This window comes from Paenibacillus cucumis (ex Kampfer et al. 2016), assembly GCF_019748695.1.
In the GTDB taxonomy this organism is placed as follows: domain Bacteria; phylum Bacillota; class Bacilli; order Paenibacillales; family Paenibacillaceae; genus Paenibacillus; species Paenibacillus polysaccharolyticus.
In genome coordinates, this window is record NZ_JACLIC010000010.1 from 239,039 (window position 1) to 254,373 (window position 15,335).

Below are 15,335 nucleotides of genomic sequence, written 5' to 3' on the forward strand. Positions count from 1 at the left end.
CACCTCACATTATTGTAAGGTTTCCTCCACTTTTCGTTTGATACTGTGCTATAATATAATTGTCTTTTTATATAGCTAAGGAGGACTTTGTATGGTTATAAGTTATGATAAGTTGTGGAAGCTCTTGATTGACAAGAAAATGAATAAAACGGTGTTGAAGGAGCAGTCTGAAATCACTTACAACATATTAGCTCGCCTAGGAAAATGCCAACCTGTAAATCTAGAAAGCTTATATAAAATTTGCAAGTGCCTCAAATGCAACATTGGAGACATTATGGAATTTGAAATGGAATAAGCGATTTTAAGAAAAATAGGATGAAGGGACTGAGCTAATGGGAAAGAGGAATTTATCTGAAGAAGATGTCAAAGCTAGATATATCACACCGGCGATCAATGATGCTGGCTGGGATATAAATAAACAAGTGCGACTTGAATATGCTTTTACAGCTGGAAGAATCATACTTCGTGGAAATGTGACTGCCAGAGGAAAAAAGAAAAGAGCGGACTATGTACTTTTTTATAAAAATAACTTTCCTTTAGCAGTCATAGAGGCCAAGGATAATAATCATTCGGTAGGGGCAGGTTTACAGCAAGGGATCGAATATGCGAAAGCACTTGACATATGCTATGTCTACGCTTCTAATGGGGATGCCTTTGTTGAACAGAACTTAATTACTGGGGAGGTAAGAGAACTAAGACTTGAAGAGTTTCCATCCCCAGAAGAATTATACCAAAGATATTTAATTGATAAAAATATCGGTGAGGCTGAAGAAAAGGTTATTTTAGAGCCATATTATTATGTGCCTAATTATAAAACACCTAGGTATTATCAAAGGGTCGCAATCAATAGAACAGTAGATGCGATTGCTAAAGGGCAAGAGCGTGTGCTTTTAGTTAGTGCCACAGGTACCGGTAAAACCTTTATGACCTTTCAAATTATCTATAGGTTGTGGAAATCTGGTTTTAAAAAAAGGATTCTGTTCTTAGCAGACCGCAATGTACTAGTTGACCAGACTATTACGGGAGACTTCAAGCCATTTAGCGGGAAGATGACTAAGGTGAAAAGTAAAGATCTTGATAGTTCCTATGAGATTTATTTAGCTCTTTATCAGCAACTTACTGGTGACGATGGAGAAGAGGCTTTTCGTCAGTTCCAACCGAACTTTTTTGATTTAATTGTGATAGATGAGTGCCACAGAGGGAGTGCAAAAGAAGAATCAGCATGGAGAAAGGTTCTGGATTATTTTTCATCGGCTACTCACATTGGTTGTACAGCAACACCAATAGAAACAAAAGAAGCCTCAAGCCAGACTTACTTTGGTGAGCCAATTTATGAGTACTCTTTAAAACAAGGAATAAATGATGGCTTCCTGGCGCCTTATAAAGTCATCAGAATTGGATTAGATCGAGATCTTGAAGGCTATCGACCAGAAGCAGGAATGGTTGATAAATTTGGCTATGAAATTGAAGATCGAGAGTATAATATAAAAGATTTTGAACGATCCCTTGTACTTGATGAACGCACACGAGTCATAGCATCAAAAATCACAGAGTTCTTAAAGAAAACGGATCGCTTTAGTAAAACGATCGTATTTTGTGTTGACATTGAACACGCCGAACGTATGAGACAAGCGCTTATTAATGAAAATAATGACTTGTATGCAGAAAATGATAAATACATTATGCGTATCACTGGGGACAACGATGAAGGAAAAGCACAACTAGAATACTTTATTGATGAAGAAAGTGATTATCCGGTTATTGCAGTAACCAGTAAGCTCATGACTACAGGTGTAGATGCGAAAATGTGTAAGTTGATTGTATTAGAAAATAACATCAAAAGCATGACCGAATTCAAGCAGATTATCGGTCGCGGTACAAGACTTCTCGAGGAATACGGTAAGACCTACTTTAATATTATGGACTTTCGTAATTCCAGCAGACTCTTTGCCGACCCTGCTTTTGACGGCAAACCAGAATTGGTGATTGACCTTAATGGAGATGATCCGATGGATGAGCCAAAGCTACCGACAGATGAAAGCAAAGAAGATAACGGAGAGTATGGAACTGGAGATACGGTACCATTTAATGATGAGGATGAAGACAAACCTCGCAAATATTACATAGGCGATGTTAGTGTTCGGGTTCTTTCAGAGAGAGTCCAATATGTTGATAAAGATGGGAAGCTCATAACTGAAAGTCTAATTGACTACACAAAAAAAAATATCCTAGAGCAATATGGAAAGTTGGATGATTTCTTGAGAACTTGGACAGAAGTGGAGAAAAAACAAGCCATCATTGATGAATTACAAGACAGTGGAGTACTGCTAGATGCGGTCAAAGAAGAATTAAGCAAAACGGAGCTAGACGATTTTGACCTGATTTGCCACTTGGCTTATGATAAACCACCACTGACAAAAAAAGAGCGAGCAGAGAATGTGAAAAAACGTCACTATCTATTCAAGTATTCCGATGTTGCCCAGCAAGTAATTGAAGCACTGCTTGATAAGTATGCTAATGATGGCATTAAAGAGATTGGAGATGCAAAGGTGCTTCAACTAAAGGAATTTGCTAAAATTGGTAGCCCAATGAAAATAGTCGAAGCCTTTGGTGGAAAGGAAGCTTATCTCAAGGCGGTAAAAGAACTAGAGAATGAGATTTATTACGCATAAGTAAAAATACAAAGTAGACAAGGCTGGTTAAGTTATGGCGATTAGTAATTTTGTTAAGAGAATTCAGGATGTTATGCGAAATGACTCAGGTGTTAATGGAGATGCCCAGAGAATTGAGCAAATCGTATGGATTCTCTTCCTGAAAATATATGATGCAAAAGAAGAAGCGTGGGAACTTTATGATGACAACTACAAGTCCATTATTCCAGATGATTTAAAATGGAGAGATTGGGCAGTTGATCTAAAAGATGGAGAGGCTCTTACAGGAAATTCTTTACTAGATTTCGTAAATAACAAACTTTTTCCTATGCTTAAAAAACTAGAAATTGATGAAGAAACACCAATGAGCCAAAGCATCGTAAAAACTGCTTTTGAAGATGCTAACAATTATCAAAAAGACGGAGTGTTGCTTCGGCAAGTTATTAATATCATTGATGAGATTGACTTCACAGAATATAAAGATCGCCATGAGTTCGGTACAATCTACGAATCGTTCCTAAAGGACTTACAGAGTGCAGGAAATGCTGGTGAGTTTTACACACCAAGAGCTGTCACCGACTTTATGGTAGAAGTGGTAAAACCGGTATTAGGAGAAAAAATCGGAGATTTCGCATGTGGTACTGGGGGCTTCTTGACATCAGCTTTAGCTGCACTCGATAAACAAGTTGGTAACTCTCTTGAAAATAGAGAAATCTATAACAAATCTGTATATGGAATTGAAAAGAAAGCATTGCCGCATATGTTGAGTGTAACAAACATGCTGATTCATGATATTGATGATCCAGAAATCCTTCATGGGAATTCATTAGAAACAGACTATAAAGAACTTCGAAAGATGGAGCCCTTTGATGTGATCTTAATGAATCCGCCTTATGGAGGAAGTGAAAAGGAGAGCGTCAAAGTCAACTTTCCAACAGAACTTAGAAGTTCTGAAACCGCAGATTTATTTATGAATGTGATCATGTATCGATTGAAGAAAAATGGTCGAGCAGCAGTTATTATTCCTGAGGGATTTCTGTTCGGAACGGATAATGCCAAATTCAATATTAAGAAGAAATTATTCAGTGAATTTAATCTTCACACTGTAATTAGAATGCCACATAGTGTTTTTGCACCTTATACATCTATTCGAACTAATATCTTGTTCTTTGAGAACAGCAAACCTACGGCGGAAACTTGGTTCTATCGTGTGGATATGCCAGAAGGCTATAAGAACTTCTCAAAGACCAGACCGATGAAGTTGGAACACTTTAATGAAGCTCTAGAATGGTGGGGAAATCGAGAAGATATTGATGTTGACGGTTATCCCAAGGCTAGAAGGTACACAATCGATGAAATTGTAGATCGAAGCTATAACATTGATCTTTGTGGCTTTCCTCACGAGGAAGAAGTGATTCTAGAGCCAATGGATTTGATTCGAGAATATCAAGAGAAGCGCGCCTCTCTTAATGCTGAAATTGATCATGTTTTAGGACAGATTACTTCTATGCTTGGAGGTAATTAAATGAATGGACAGGACCTAAGGAACAGTATTCTTCAATTAGCTATTCAAGGCAAGCTGGTAGAACAAAGAGAAGCAGATAGAACAGCAAATGAACTTCTTGAGCAGATTAAAGTGGAAAAAGAGAAGTTGATTAAGGAAGGGAAGATTAAGAAAGAGAAAAAGCTACCTGAAATTATGAAAGAAGAGATTCCGTTTGATATTCCTGAAAATTGGAAATGGGTGAGATTAAGAGAATTAGGTATTACACAAACAGGAAATACACCATCAAAAACCAAGAAGGAGTATTTCGGTGACTTTATCCCTTTTATTTCTCCCGGAGATATATTTAATGGAGTAATTAATTATCAAAATCAAGGTCTTTCTGAAAAAGGGGAAAAAGTTGGCAGAGTAAGTGAAAAATATTCAATATTGCAAGTTTGTATTGGTGGCTCTATTGGAAAGTGTGCTATCAATTTAGTTGATGTGTCTTACAATCAACAAATTAATTCAATCACACCTTTGATTTGCAATCATTTATATGTTTACTTTTTATTGAATTCTAAGTTTTTTCTATTAAGTATGCTATCTAAGGCAACAGGTACAGCAACCCCGATAATTAATAAAACTTCTTGGGAGAAATTATTATTCCCTCTCCCTCCACTTGAAGAACAAAAGCGTATCGTAGCAAAGATCGAAGAGCTCATAACTTATGTGGATAAATATGATTTAGCCTATTCTGAATTGGAGGGATTGAACAAAAAGTTCCCGGAGGATATGCGTAAATCTATTTTGCAATATGCTATCCAAGGTAAACTGGTTGAACAGCGTGAAGAAGATGGAACTGCTCAAGAACTGTATCAGCATATTCAAGAAGAAAAGAAAAAGTTGATTAAGGAAGGCAAGATTAAAGAGACCAAGGCACTTCCAGAAATCAGTGAGGAAGAGATTCCATTTGATATACCAGAGACATGGAAGTGGGTTAGGATTGCAGAGATGTCAAATTTTCAAGAAGGACCAGGAATCATGGCAAAAGATTTCAGAAATTCAGGGATTCCCTTAATTAGAATTGCTGGTATGCAAGGGGATAAATTAAGTTTAGACGGATGCAACTATTTAGATCCAAAGATGGTAGAGAAAAGGTGGAATCACTTTAAACTAGATTTAGGAGATATTATAATAAGCACTAGTGCTTCAATGGATAAAATATGTGAAGTAACTGAAGAAACTGTAGGTACAATACCCTACACTGGTCAAATACGATTCAAAATGTATGGCAATGTCTATAAGGAGTATTTTAAATACTTCATTATGTCAAATGCTTATATAAAGCAAATAAACGAACAAAAGTCCGGAGGAACAATTAAGCACTATGGACCTACTCATTTGAAAAAAATGATTATTCCTCTACCACCACTTCGAGAACAAAAACGCATCGTAGAGAAGATAGAAGAACTTCTTCCCTACACAAAACAACTGATCAAATAGGATGTTGTAATAATCTTAGGGGTGTTCTAATCTCTACAACTATTTCAAATGGTATAACCCCCTTAATTTTAATACCTTTTATGATGCTATTTTTGCACATTTCATCTGCTGATGAATGCGTGGCATGATGTAACAAAGGTGTAAAAACCGATAGAGGAAAGGCTCCCGAGAGGGAGCCTTTTTCTTTTTAATTAACGCAACCGTAATACTTTTAGAGCGTATGTATGAGAATACATAGAGTATGATAGAGTAAATAATTACAACCGAGTAAGGAGGGACAGCGATGAGAAAAAGTACAAAATGGGTATTGTGGATTCTAGGTTTCATATTGGCCGGAATCTTTGTCAATTTCTATATGAATCAATTTAGTTTTGCTTATGCGTTGATTGCTGTGCTGCTCATGTTCTTTACAGGTTGGGGCTTCTTGGCTAAGCTGAAAAATGACGTTCATCAGCATGAAGAATATCACAAAAGAATGCACGAGTCAGCGGAAGAGGATATAGATCGTTACACGAGATAACTACAGGGTGTTCGAATATTTCTATCACCGTTTCCAATATGGGGTAAATACCAATTAGTAGGGGATAGAATGAAAATGAAACGAATGAAATTACCGCTGGTATTAGGTATTGTATCAATGTTCACTATGCTGACCGCCTGTGGTGTGGATGACATCAAACATGAGAAGAGTGCGCATTGGGATGTTTCCTTGCAACGTTCAACAGGTTCATACGGGATTGTTTACATAGGAGATGAGAGTACTGTCAAAGATTTCGTCTACAATATCAAAGGACCAAATTTTGAGCGGTGGGGACGGGCACTCGCCAAACAACCGACACCGGTTACCGAGTCCGGTGCATTAAATCCGGTGGATAACAAAGAGCCCATTACGTTTAACATTAGCTGGAATGACAAAAGTGAGAGTGTAACGTTTGAGTAGTTAATAATCTCCATCACAAAAATCCCTGCCAGCATCATGCTAACAGGGATTTTTGGTGTTTGTTACGAGGATGGAACCTAAGAAATTAAGCTAAATGGAGCGGGAGCTCTATACAGGCTTTACCGTGAACGTAAAATGATATGGACGATTGGCTTGCAGCGTATACTCTGGATGTGTACGGGCACTCCAGCTGTCGTCACCGCCAACACCCATCTGCATGTAGTTGATACGAGCGATGGTATGTGAACTTACTGGCAATTTGTAGACATGGTCATTCGCTTCCAGTTCTTCAGGCGACCATGGCAGTGCATTGATTTCAAACGGCGCATTGGCTTCAAAATGCAACCCGATGCTGCCCTTTGCAGCATCTTCGCCTACAGCCGATGTAATCTCAGCAAAACGGACATCCGTTTTGTTACCACATTCCTGTGGTTTCAGGTAAGGAACAAACTGATCACGAACGGCTCCGGTGTAATAGCCAAGGCGTGCACTGGACTGACGGTCGATATAGTTGTCATGCGGCCCTCTACCATACCATGAGATCGTATCCAGACTGTCTTTTAATTCAAACAGCATACCGAACTCAGGAAGTTCAGGCAGACCTGCACCGGAGACGAGGGTTTGACTGATTTCAAGCTCGCTATTCGGCTTGATGTGATAGGTGATGGACAGCGTACTTCCCGGGCTAACATCCCACGTATAATCGGTTGTCACATGACAGCCCTGCGCATCCGTATGATGTTCAAAACGAATCAGCTTTTTCGTCGCATGAGCATCACGCCAGAAAGCGGCACGTTCATTCAGTTTGTTACCCAGATCGTTATCGGTCATCGCACGCCAGAAGTTCGCACGAGCGGGTGCCAGTAATTGCTCCTGAGAGTTAATCTGATAGGAAGTAAGTGCGCCAGTAACCGAACTGAAGCTTATGGAGACTTCACCCGCATTCACTTTCAATCCGCCAACTTGCAGTTCCTCCACTTGAAGCGCGTCACTTGCTCCCGCAACAGGTTGCTGAATTGCACGCAGACGAGGAGATACGACGAATTGCTCCCAACCAATCTCATGTCCTGCTTCTGCCCACTTCGTAGCTTTCTTGGTTTCCAGAGAGACAGTAAGAACAGCTTCTGTGTACAGGTCGGAAGATGGTGTGTAAGGGATATGGACTTCAACGGATTCGCCAGGCTGTGCAGCAATGTCCAGATGCCCTTTTTCCACAGATAATCCGTTATGGGATAACGTCCAGGCGAGTGCATATTCGTTCAGGTCTGTGAACAGGAAATGATTCGTGATGCGAACCAGTCCGGTTTGCAGATTGAGCGCCTGCATGCGAACGTTCTGATAACATTTTTTCACTTCTTCCAGCTTCGGCGTAACCGTTTTATCTGCCAAAATCAGTCCGTTACCGCAGAAGTTGCCGTCATGCGGCGACTCGCCAAAATCTCCACCGTAAGCGAGATATTCTATACCGTCTGCTGTCTTGGTACGAATGGATTGATCCACCCAATCCCAGATAAATGCCCCTTGTAAAATCTCATATTTATCAAACATTTCCCAGTACAGGTGCAGACCGCCACAGGAGTTGCCCATCGCATGGCTGTATTCACAGATGATATAAGGTTTTTTGTCCCCTTTCATCCGTGCATACTGTTCGATATCGTTCGGGCTGATATACATCGTGGATTCAATATCACTTGCCGAATCGGTAGGGCGGTAGTGATAAGTTCCTTCATAATGAACGAGTCTTGTTGGGTCGGCTTGTTTCAGATAGTCGTACATGGCGATAAAGTTATCGCCGCCAAACGATTCATTACCAAGCGACCAGATGATGATGGACGCATGGTTTTTGTCCCGCTGGAACATGGAGTTACAGCGATCGATGACGTTGTCGCGCCATTCCGGCTTGCTTGCCGGGATGTTGCCGTCGTTCATTTCTTTTTGCCCATAGTACCAGGTACCATGTGTCTCCAGATTCGTCTCGTCAATCACATACAGTCCGTATTCGTCACACAGCTCATACCAGAGCGTCTGGTTTGGATAGTGCGATGTGCGCACGGCATTAACGTTATAGGCTTTCATCAGCTCGATATCACGAATCATATCCTCACGGCCGATGGCCCGTCCTGAATCTGGCGAGAATTCGTGGCGATTGACACCCTTGAACACGATGCGTTTGCCGTTAATTTTCATCAAGCCGTCCTTGATCTCAAATCTGCGGAATCCGACACGGGTACGAACAGCCTCGACCGTTTCGCCCAAAGTATTCTGGATGAAAAGTACCAATGTGTACAGGTTAGGCGTTTCAGCACTCCACAAGAGCGGGTTCACAACTGGAGTAGAGAGGTGTAACGTTATTTCTTCTTCATTGGCAAAAGAAACTTCTGCCGCGAGCGGCTGATCCAAAACAAGCTTCTGCTCCGCATCATAGAGCTGCGCTTGAACCGTCAAGCCTTCCACTTGCTGTCCAGCATTATGATTGTACAGTTTCACATCCAACTGCAGTTCTGCATTCTGCAAAGCATCATCGAGTTCCGTCCGAACGAAGAAATCAGCGATCTGAACCGCCGAAGGCGAGTGCAGATATACGCCGCGGAAAATACCGCTAAGTCGCCAGAAATCTTGATTCTCCAGCCAGCTTGCATCACACCAGCGATAAACCTCAACCGCCAGCTTGTTCTCACCTTCTGTTAAATATGCCGTGATATCAAACTCCGCAGGTGTGAAGGTATCCTCACTGTACCCAACAAGTTCTCCATTCACCCACACATAAAAGGCAGATTCAACGCCTTCAAAGTGCAACAGGACCGGACGATCTTTCCAGTCCGCAGGAACTGTAAACGTGCGAATATAGGAACCGACAGGGTTATAGGTTGCTGGTGCAAAGGGTGGTTTTAACTCAGGCTCGCGCTCCACCCAAGGATAAGTCATGTTCGTATAGTGAGGGTAATCATAGCCTTGAAGCTGCCAGTTGGATGGGACAGCGATCTCATCCCAATTGCTAGCGTCATAACCGGCTTCGTAAAAAGAGACAATGCGCTGTTCTGGCGTTTCAGCAAAGCTGAACTTCCATGAACCATTTAGCGTCTGGTACCAAGGGGACGAAGTAAATTCATTGGACAAGGCTTCTTCTATTGTTGGAAACGCTACCATATTAGCATGGGCCGGCAGACGATTCACCTGAAACGTCTCGGGATTGTTGTTCCATTCCGGATATCCGTTAGCCGGAGGGGTGTGCACAAGTTTCTTTCGCATATCAGCAACTCCTTTGATCATGTTATAATATATTCACAGTATAGAATTGATCAGGTACTTAGAAAATAAAGAATATTGCCCATATATATCACAATATGAAACTAAAGCTGGAGAGCGTGGTGTACCGCATGAATACACGAATCTTTTTTGGTAAAACAGACGAAGCCGCACGTCTGCCAGTCTATATGACGACCGTTGGGTATTGGGAACATCAATTTGAAACGGAGCGCCCGGAAGGCTTTCCCGATTACCAGATTCATCAGGTCATTCAGGGACAAGGCAGGCTGATTATAGAGGATGAAGGAGAGTATATCGTTGGCCCAGGGGAGGTGTTTATCACCTACCCCGATATTCCGCATGAGTATAGGCCTATTACGGATCACTGGGAACTGGCATGGGTATCCTTTCAAGGGCGGGAGGCAAGTCAGCTACTGGCCTATGCGGGAATCACCAGTTCAGGAGTATATAAGCTTAGAAAACCCGAACTGCTGAACGCTTTGGAATTGTTGCTTGTAAGGGAGGAAGGCACGGGGGATGCGATGAATGCTGCCGATGATCGGGACAGTTCCAAACACCTGTATGCCTTGCTACTGGATCTGAAGCCTTTGCTCATTGTGTCGGACAACGATAACGACGAGATGGAACGGTTAAAACCAGTGCTACGTTACATTACAGAGCACCTGGATCAGCCTTTGTCGCTGAAGCAACTGGCGGATGTGGCTGTTGTATCTCCTCAATATCTATGTCGGTTGTTTCAAAAGGCACTTCGTGTCAGACCTGTGTTTTATGTCAACCAGGAACGAATCAATCGTAGCAAACAGCTGATGTTCAGTGAGCGGGAGCTCCGAATTTATGAAGTGGCTGACCGGGTAGGGTATGAAAATGCGAGTTACTTCTGTACGATATTTAAACGACATACGGGCATGAGTCCCGAGAAATTTCGCAAACTGCATGGTTTAGGCTGAAAAGACGAGTAATAGTGCCTAACTTATTTTTCTTCTGTTCTTCATCTGTCCTTCGTTCATTTTTTGATCTGTTCTTCATCTGGATTTCAGTTTCTCTTAAGGTTGAGGGATTAATATAAATCTTGTAAACCCCTTCTCGTGTTAAATAGATGTGTGACTGGCCCTGTTCGGATTGTCCTCCGAGCAGGGCACTTTTTTTATGTTTAGCTGAGCGATCATACTCATGATATGATGAGAGAGAAGAATGAGCATAATAATATAATGTGAACCAAGAGATATTGAGAGATACCGGGAGATACCGATTAGATGAGGCTCTTTTTCGCATAAAAGGGAAAGGCAGGGAAATGCATGGACGCTCGTCTGCACGCATTGTATCGTCCGGTACAGATGAATGGGATGGACCCCCGTACATACTACATAGAGAATAGTCCTTCCCCTGTGCTTACACCTTATGTAGCCTGTTATTGGGAATCAGGAACTCGGGAACATAGGGAAGATGGCAAGTATGGCACAGATGGAATGGACATGGACATCAAGGTCAATGACTTAAGGTTGAAATTTCCGGCCTCTGCCCGGGTATTACCAGATGGTTGCACTGACATTCTGATCGATTATAATCCAGAGCAAGAAAGGCATACGTATAGCTATTGCGGCAATTACATGCAGCCTTTTGCTTTTCCGTTATCGTTGACAGCGCCTCCGGAGGGAGCTTATACGTTTGGAGTTCGCTTTTTTCCGGGGGGAGCTCCTTTTCTACACGGTCAGTCACTGGATTTGTTTACAGACCGACGTATACCGCTGGAAGAATGCTGGCCAATTCGATGGGACGAGCTGCAATTGAAGATGGAAGAAACGAGGGATTTTGCCCAGCGTGTGCAGGTGATGGAGTCTTACCTCCGCCGAGTGACCCTGCGTAGCAGCCCGATTCATCATCATGCTGATCAGGATCTGCTTCGTAATGTGCTCTACCGGATCTTCAAGGATAATGGCCGCTTGAGTATACAAGAACTTGCCCAGGGAGAAGCTGTCAGTGAACGTCAGTTGCATCGCAAAATGACCGAACAAGTGGGTATCAGTCCCAAGCGTTTTAGTGAAATTGTTCGTTTCCATCAGGTGTTGCATGGCATTCGCAAAGGCCTGGCTACGGACGGAGCTGAACTGGCACAGACGCATGGATTTTACGATCAGGCTCATCTGATCAGGCAATTCCGCAAGTTTTACGGCGATACACCGCTAGTTGCTGTTCAGGAGCATCAACAGATGTTGTCCGAAAAGTACAATGATGCGGCCGTATCTTCCGTTATACTATGAATCATAGACTTATCACAAAGGAGTAATGAATCATGAATGGAACATTACAAATTCGAGAGCATCTGTTAACGGAACTGGAAACAGGCGTACGCACAGGTGCTTCGTTAATTCGTCTAATTCGTCCAGAGGACTGGGCGTATCGTCCGCAGGACAATATGCGTTCCCTTGTGGAACTGGTGCATCATTTTATTCAGATTACGGCTTCGGATCTTGTCATCATGCAAGAGAAAGGTGAGGCTGAAGTAGGTCAAGTGGAGGACAGTTTATCTGGAAACCAGGATATTGAGCAACTGGAAAAGACATTATGGAGCAATTTCGAGGCGTACAAAGCATATATTACAAGTCTTAGCGAAGAGGACTTTTTGAACCGCTCTACCAAAGCTTTCTACGCAGAGCATGGACACCTGCAGGTGCAGTGGCAGATCGAAACGCTCACACATGTGTTCCACCATCGCTCACAGCTCTATAATTACCTCAAACAGCAAGGCCATGAATTGAACTTTTTTATGCTGTATGCCTAGTTTGTTCCTGGGTATGTTCTTGGATAAGCAGCTCTGCCGGATCATCCGGTGGGGCTTTTTTTGTTTTTCGCGGGATACGTTATCTATTAAACTTATATGTCAGCTATAAATGTACGTTCTACCAGGGTCAATTCACCGTGGCTTTACTAGATTTGAAACATAGAATACCGTATCAAAGCAAAAAGGAGGTGATTTTGATGGCCATCCTTTTACCATTACAGTTCTACAATCTGCCAGCGGGTGTGGGTAAATCCTACTATGAAAACCTGTCTGGCGGCACCAATGCAAGTGTTACGGTGAACAACAATGGACCGTTTCCGGTATCTCTCGTCATCACTCGTGTAAATGCTCCAGTTGTCACTTATATTGTTCCGGTGAACAGCAGTTTGAGCATTACCGCAAGTCAGGTGCTGGTCTTCGCTTTGCTGGCGAACCAGGGAGGTGCTGCTTCCGGTACGATTGAAGTTGCTTTGGCGTAATCTATCAGATGTTAGTAGAACGTATGAACCTCTGCCGACCGGGTCGGCAGGGGTTACTTTTTCATATTGAAGCCTTGTCGTAAACAGGGGAAGGCGTATCAAACTACATAAAATGTTGGGGCCCGAGAGTTTACTCTGAACCGTACACGATTAATGGAATAGTATAGACCGCACGTTGAGACTGTGCCTGGGATTCGGGAGGTTGATAGAATATGAACCGTAAGCAAACCAAAATATTGGAAACGCAGCGACTTGTATTTACGACATGGGACGAAGGTGATCGTGCCCTCGCGTTTGCGCTCTGGGGTGATCATGAGGTGACCCGTTGGGTTCGTGGCAACGAGGTTCTGAGCGAAGAGGAAGTAGAGGCGAGGCTAACTCAGGAGATCGAGCGTGAGAAGCAGGAGGGAGTGCAGTACTGGCCCCTTTTTCAGAAAGATTCAGATGTGTTTATCGGTTGCTGTGGCCTCTGCCCTTATGATCCGGAGGAGAACATCTATGAGCTTGGTTTCCTGCTGACTCGGGATCACTGGGGACAAGGCTATGCGCAAGAAGCGGCGCAGGCTGTTGTTCGTTATGCTTTTGACAAATTAGAGGTAGCGACGCTGGTGGCAAGTCATCATCCGGATAATGAAGCGGCATGTCACATTTTGAGCCAACTGGGATTTGAGCAAATGCGCGAGCGACGGGATGAAGCAACAGGTGTGATGAAGCCTTTCTATAGATTACGGAAAAATAATACTGCCCGCTGATTAACGTTCTAGGGTATCTTATCTTGAGTCGTTTTCATGCATTTTTTATTTCGCGTTCAGCTTCTATTAAGGTGGGAAGGATATGATAACTCTTGTAAACCCCTTCTCGTGTTAAATAGATGTGTGACTGACCCTGCCGGACGACGGCGGGGTATTTTTTTGCTTGTTTTCGACGTTTTACAATAAAATAAAGATAAACAAAAATAAATAAAATAATAATCTGTGTTTATTATTGACTAACAAACAAAAACAAAGGTATAATGAATGTGAAAAAAGGAACTTAATTTGATCGTGACAGCCCCATTTTATACTTGAACATAGGAGAGGATAGACATGAACGTGACCCTTCAGACCGAAAGACAGCAACCTGCCGGTTTCAATATTCCATTTGTACGCGAGATGGCAGAGATTACGCAGCATATGTGGAAGAATGGATGGGATGAGCGTAATGGCGGTAATGTCAGCTATTTACTGAAAGAGGAAGAGGTTGCACCGTACATTGACATTCATCATGTGATCCGCACTATCACACCTGCCTTTTCCGTGCAAGAACTGGCGGGACAATATTTTATCGTTACGGCATCGGGGAAATATTTCAAAAACGTGCTGGCAGACCCGGAAGGCAATCTGGGTGTACTGCGTGTATCTGCGGATGGACAGGTGCTGGAGGTATTGTGGGGGCTGAACGGTGGCGCGAACCCGACAAGTGAACTGCCGACCCATTTTATGAGCCATATTGAACGTTTGAAAAGAGACCCGAACCACCGGGTTGTCATGCACAACCACGCGACACATGTACTAGCCATGACCTTCATCCATGAGCTGGACGAGGCCAAGTTTACCAAGACACTCTGGCAGATGTGCACCGAATGTGTGGTGGTATTCCCAGATGGCGTTGGGATCATTCCTTGGATGATGCCCGGTTCGAATGAAATCGGCCGCGCAACGGCGGAGAAAATGCGGGAGTATCACGCGGTGATCTGGCCGCAGCACGGCATTTTTGGAACAGGTACAACGATTGACGAAGCGTTTGGTCTGATTGAGACCATCGAGAAAGCAGCACAAGTGTACATGCTTGTTGCAGGTCACGATATCAGGCAGCGGATTACGGATGAGCAACTACTTGCCCTTACAGAGCAATTTGGCGTAACTCCTCGTCCCGGTATCATTCAAAATGAAGTGTAAACAAGATCCATATGACAATTGTGTTATATGAAGCTGACCATATGAAATCGTGATCGTGGCCTTTGGTTCTTTGAACCGAAGGTCTTTTTCTTTTTTCAGGCAAACAATCGCCGTTTTGGGTCAAAAACGTTCATTTTGCTTAGCAAGAAAGGCTTTGTTATCGAATATTGAATCGTAGAATGCATTATCACGCGCTGGCGATTTTCGGGTGAAATGACGTATTGTCAACGGCTCTGCGATTTTGCATAATAACTATGCTTCATAGATAAGAACAGACATTGTTACCCAGATGA

At 42.7% G+C, this 15,335-nt stretch carries 13 protein-coding genes; 12 read left to right on the forward strand and 1 reads right to left on the reverse strand.

The window, feature by feature from the left end:
• Positions 1-91 precede the first annotated feature (91 nt).
• The 6 genes from H7T88_RS07450 (at position 92) to H7T88_RS07475 (ending at position 6,580) form a co-directional block, all read left to right on the forward strand.
• Positions 92-295, forward strand: a complete 204-nt coding sequence (locus tag H7T88_RS07450; protein WP_221787854.1) for a helix-turn-helix domain-containing protein — start codon at positions 92-94, stop codon at positions 293-295.
• A gap of 37 nt (positions 296-332) precedes the next feature.
• Complete coding sequence (gene hsdR / locus H7T88_RS07455) at positions 333-2,672, forward strand: EcoAI/FtnUII family type I restriction enzme subunit R (protein ID WP_221787855.1); 2,340 nt, start codon at positions 333-335, stop codon at positions 2,670-2,672.
• Between the two features lie 34 nt (positions 2,673-2,706).
• Complete coding sequence (locus H7T88_RS07460) at positions 2,707-4,176, forward strand: class I SAM-dependent DNA methyltransferase (RefSeq protein ID WP_221787856.1); 1,470 nt, start codon at positions 2,707-2,709, stop codon at positions 4,174-4,176.
• Positions 4,177-5,640 carry a restriction endonuclease subunit S gene (locus tag H7T88_RS07465; protein ID WP_221787857.1) on the forward strand — a complete coding sequence of 488 codons (1,464 nt, stop codon included), beginning with the start codon at positions 4,177-4,179 and terminating at the stop codon, positions 5,638-5,640.
• Between the two features lie 283 nt (positions 5,641-5,923).
• Positions 5,924-6,160 carry a hypothetical protein gene (locus H7T88_RS07470; RefSeq protein WP_154958530.1) on the forward strand — a complete coding sequence of 79 codons (237 nt, stop codon included), beginning with the start codon at positions 5,924-5,926 and terminating at the stop codon, positions 6,158-6,160.
• A gap of 75 nt (positions 6,161-6,235) precedes the next feature.
• Positions 6,236-6,580: a hypothetical protein gene (locus H7T88_RS07475; RefSeq protein ID WP_154982741.1), complete on the forward strand. Its 345-nt coding sequence runs from the start codon at positions 6,236-6,238 to the stop codon at positions 6,578-6,580.
• 108 nt (positions 6,581-6,688) lie between these two features.
• On the opposite strand, the gene lacZ is transcribed toward H7T88_RS07475, so the two are convergent.
• On the reverse strand, positions 6,689-9,829 hold the full coding sequence (gene lacZ / locus H7T88_RS07480; RefSeq protein ID WP_221787858.1) for a beta-galactosidase, LacZ type: 3,141 nt from the start codon (positions 9,827-9,829) through the stop codon (positions 6,689-6,691).
• A gap of 128 nt (positions 9,830-9,957) precedes the next feature.
• On the opposite strand from lacZ, the gene H7T88_RS07485 reads away from it, so the two are divergent.
• The 6 genes from H7T88_RS07485 to rhaD all read left to right on the forward strand — a co-directional run bounded on the left by H7T88_RS07485 (position 9,958) and on the right by rhaD (position 15,042).
• Positions 9,958-10,794, forward strand: coding sequence for an AraC family transcriptional regulator (locus tag H7T88_RS07485; protein ID WP_221787860.1), 837 nt, complete (start codon positions 9,958-9,960; stop codon positions 10,792-10,794).
• A 348-nt stretch (positions 10,795-11,142) separates the two neighbouring features.
• Positions 11,143-12,105, forward strand: a complete 963-nt coding sequence (locus H7T88_RS07490; RefSeq protein ID WP_221787862.1) for a helix-turn-helix domain-containing protein — start codon at positions 11,143-11,145, stop codon at positions 12,103-12,105.
• A 32-nt stretch (positions 12,106-12,137) separates the two neighbouring features.
• The gene (locus H7T88_RS07495) at positions 12,138-12,626 is read left to right on the forward strand and encodes a DinB family protein (RefSeq protein WP_154958525.1); all 489 of its coding nucleotides are present in this window, start codon (positions 12,138-12,140) and stop codon (positions 12,624-12,626) included.
• A gap of 197 nt (positions 12,627-12,823) precedes the next feature.
• Positions 12,824-13,105 (forward strand): hypothetical protein, encoded by a 282-nt coding sequence (locus H7T88_RS07500; RefSeq protein ID WP_090918184.1) that lies wholly within the window; start codon positions 12,824-12,826, stop codon positions 13,103-13,105.
• Between the two features lie 212 nt (positions 13,106-13,317).
• Positions 13,318-13,857, forward strand: coding sequence for a GNAT family N-acetyltransferase (locus H7T88_RS07505; protein ID WP_221787864.1), 540 nt, complete (start codon positions 13,318-13,320; stop codon positions 13,855-13,857).
• A gap of 333 nt (positions 13,858-14,190) precedes the next feature.
• Positions 14,191-15,042, forward strand: coding sequence for a rhamnulose-1-phosphate aldolase (gene rhaD, locus H7T88_RS07510; RefSeq protein ID WP_221787866.1), 852 nt, complete (start codon positions 14,191-14,193; stop codon positions 15,040-15,042).
• Positions 15,043-15,335: the final 293 nt, after the last annotated feature.

Bases quoted from the DNA above. Each gene is read 5' to 3' on its own strand.
- H7T88_RS07475 (WP_154982741.1), top strand. From the start codon at position 6,236: ATGAAACGAATGAAATTACCGCTGGTATTAGGTATTGTATCAATGTTC.
- H7T88_RS07485 (WP_221787860.1), top strand. From the start codon at position 9,958: ATGAATACACGAATCTTTTTTGGTAAAACAGACGAAGCCGCACGTCTG.
- lacZ (WP_221787858.1), bottom strand. From the start codon at position 9,829: ATGCGAAAGAAACTTGTGCACACCCCTCCGGCTAACGGATATCCGGAA.
- H7T88_RS07460 (WP_221787856.1), top strand. From the start codon at position 2,707: ATGGCGATTAGTAATTTTGTTAAGAGAATTCAGGATGTTATGCGAAAT.
- H7T88_RS07465 (WP_221787857.1), top strand. From the start codon at position 4,177: ATGAATGGACAGGACCTAAGGAACAGTATTCTTCAATTAGCTATTCAA.
- H7T88_RS07495 (WP_154958525.1), top strand. From the start codon at position 12,138: ATGAATGGAACATTACAAATTCGAGAGCATCTGTTAACGGAACTGGAA.
- H7T88_RS07470 (WP_154958530.1), top strand. From the start codon at position 5,924: ATGAGAAAAAGTACAAAATGGGTATTGTGGATTCTAGGTTTCATATTG.
- H7T88_RS07500 (WP_090918184.1), top strand. From the start codon at position 12,824: ATGGCCATCCTTTTACCATTACAGTTCTACAATCTGCCAGCGGGTGTG.
- hsdR (WP_221787855.1), top strand. From the start codon at position 333: ATGGGAAAGAGGAATTTATCTGAAGAAGATGTCAAAGCTAGATATATC.
- H7T88_RS07505 (WP_221787864.1), top strand. From the start codon at position 13,318: ATGAACCGTAAGCAAACCAAAATATTGGAAACGCAGCGACTTGTATTT.
- rhaD (WP_221787866.1), top strand. From the start codon at position 14,191: ATGAACGTGACCCTTCAGACCGAAAGACAGCAACCTGCCGGTTTCAAT.
- H7T88_RS07490 (WP_221787862.1), top strand. From the start codon at position 11,143: ATGGACGCTCGTCTGCACGCATTGTATCGTCCGGTACAGATGAATGGG.
- H7T88_RS07450 (WP_221787854.1), top strand. From the start codon at position 92: ATGGTTATAAGTTATGATAAGTTGTGGAAGCTCTTGATTGACAAGAAA.